Annotated in this window: 3 protein-coding genes; all 3 read left to right on the forward strand. The window is 68.4% G+C overall.

Annotation, left to right across the window (positions count from 1 at the left end; translation table 11 throughout):
• The coding region (locus tag PMI40_RS12075; RefSeq protein ID WP_008115669.1) for a glutathione binding-like protein at positions 1-466 on the forward strand (466 nt) is incomplete at its 5' end.
• Between the two features lie 41 nt (positions 467-507).
• Positions 508-1,563: a PHB depolymerase family esterase gene (locus tag PMI40_RS12080; RefSeq protein ID WP_238540940.1), complete on the forward strand. Its 1,056-nt coding sequence runs from the start codon at positions 508-510 to the stop codon at positions 1,561-1,563.
• An 8-nt stretch (positions 1,564-1,571) separates the two neighbouring features.
• On the forward strand, positions 1,572-1,733 hold the full coding sequence (locus PMI40_RS23855) for a hypothetical protein (RefSeq protein ID WP_008115673.1): 162 nt from the start codon (positions 1,572-1,574) through the stop codon (positions 1,731-1,733).
• Positions 1,734-1,937 lie beyond the last annotated feature (204 nt).

Genomic DNA, 1,937 nt, shown 5'->3' on the forward strand with positions numbered 1-1,937 from the left:
TGGCGCCCGGCCGCTGCCGCTGTTCGAGTCCGGCGCGATCCTGTTGTACCTGGCCGACAAGAGTGGCCGGTTCCTGCCCCAGGATGCGGCGGCACGCTACCAGGTGATCCAGTGGGTGATGTTCCAGATGGGTGGCGTGGGCCCGATGTTCGGCCAGTTGGGCTTTTTCCATCGCTTCGCCGGCAAGGAGTACGAGGACAAGCGTCCGCGCGACCGTTACGTCACCGAATCCAGGCGCCTGCTGGGCGTGATCGACAAGCAGCTGGCGCAGCACCAGTGGCTGGCCGGCGACGAGTACAGCATCGCCGACATCGCCACCTTCCCTTGGATCCGCAACCTGGTGGGCTTCTATGAAGCCGGCGACCTGGTCGGCTTCAACGACTTCCCGCACGTCGCCCGCGCCCTCGAGGCGTTCGTGGCGCGCCCGGCCGTGGCGCGTGGCCTCAATATCCCCGCACGGGGCTGATGTCCGTGCCGGCCCGCCCTGCCGTCGTCCTGGCGCCAGCCGTGGCCTCACGTCACGCTTCGGGTGGCCCGAGCAGGCTGTTGCGCGTCATGCTGGGCGCGGCGTTGCTGTGCGGCGTCGGCGTGCTGCAGGCGGCCGACCTGTCGCTCAAGACCATGCCGGTGGGTCACCTGTCGCGCGCCTACTTCTCCGAACGGGCGGCCCATCCCACGCCGCTGCCGCTGATCATCGCGTTGCACGGCGGTGGCTCCAACGGTTCGATGCTCGCGCGTGCCACCGGCCTGGCCGAAATCGGCGAGGCCGCCGGCTATATGGTGGTATTTCCCAACGGCACCGGTCCGGCCATCGACGCCCGCACCTGGAATTCGGGCGGCTGCTGCGGCTATGCGCAGTTGCACAAGGTGGACGACGTGGCCTTCCTGCGCGCCCTGATCGACAAGCTGGTGGCCGACGGCCAGGTCGACCGCTCGCGGGTGTTCATCACCGGCTTGTCCAACGGCGGCATGATGGCCTACCGCATGGCGGCCGAAGCGCCCGAGCTGTTCAAGGCGGTGGCGGTAGTCAGCGCGGTGCTCGACACGCCGCCCGAATCGATCGTCAAGGGCGTGCCGGTGATCCACATCCACGGCAGTGACGACCCGTTCATTCCATTCCTGGGTGGCGTCGGTCCGCGCGAAGCGACCCAGACACCACGCCTGTCGGTGGCGCGCACGGTCGAGGCCTGGGTCAAGGCCAATGGTGCCGACCCGCGCCCGGAACTGACCGAGAGCGCCGACGATGCCGGCGATGGCACTTCGGTGCGCCGCTACACCTATCACAACAAGACCGACGCGCAAGCGGTGGTGCTGGTGGAGATCAAGGGCGGCGGCCATAACTGGCCCGGCACCACCGCGCCGATGGTCAACGCCGGGCGCGCCTCGCGCAACCTGAATGCCTCGCGCACCATCGTCGAGTTCTTCGACCTGCATGGCGGTGCCGCGCCGGACAATCCGCCAGGCCATCCACCGGGTGACACCGATGGCCTGCCACCGGGTGCCACGCCGCTACCCCGCACCACCGCGCCGGTGGCGCCCGGTGCACCTCCCGCCCCCCGTTGAATCCATCCATGACAATGAAAAGACTCATCACCAGCATCCTGATCGCGGTCGTGTTGTATTTCCTGTTGCCGCTGGTCACCAAGTTCATCCCGCAATACCGGCTGGCGGTATGGTGCATCACGGCGGGCATCGTGTCCTTTGCAGTGTCGGCGCTGATGGAAAAGGTCTGAACGCCCGATGGCGTAAAACGTGGAACGGCCGCCAGCGCAGGTGCGTTGGCGGCCGTTTTCACATCGGTCCGAGCTTAGCGGCAGTCGCCGCGGCGCTCGTGGCCTGGCGGGCAATGACGCGGACCGTGACCGCGGTCATGGTGCCGATCGCGACCGTGTTCCCGCTCGCGGTGGCGCGCCTGCGGCGGCGGGCCGCCGCGCCAG

It is taken from the genome of Herbaspirillum sp. YR522, assembly GCF_000282575.1.
In the GTDB taxonomy this organism is placed as follows: domain Bacteria; phylum Pseudomonadota; class Gammaproteobacteria; order Burkholderiales; family Burkholderiaceae_D; genus Herbaspirillum.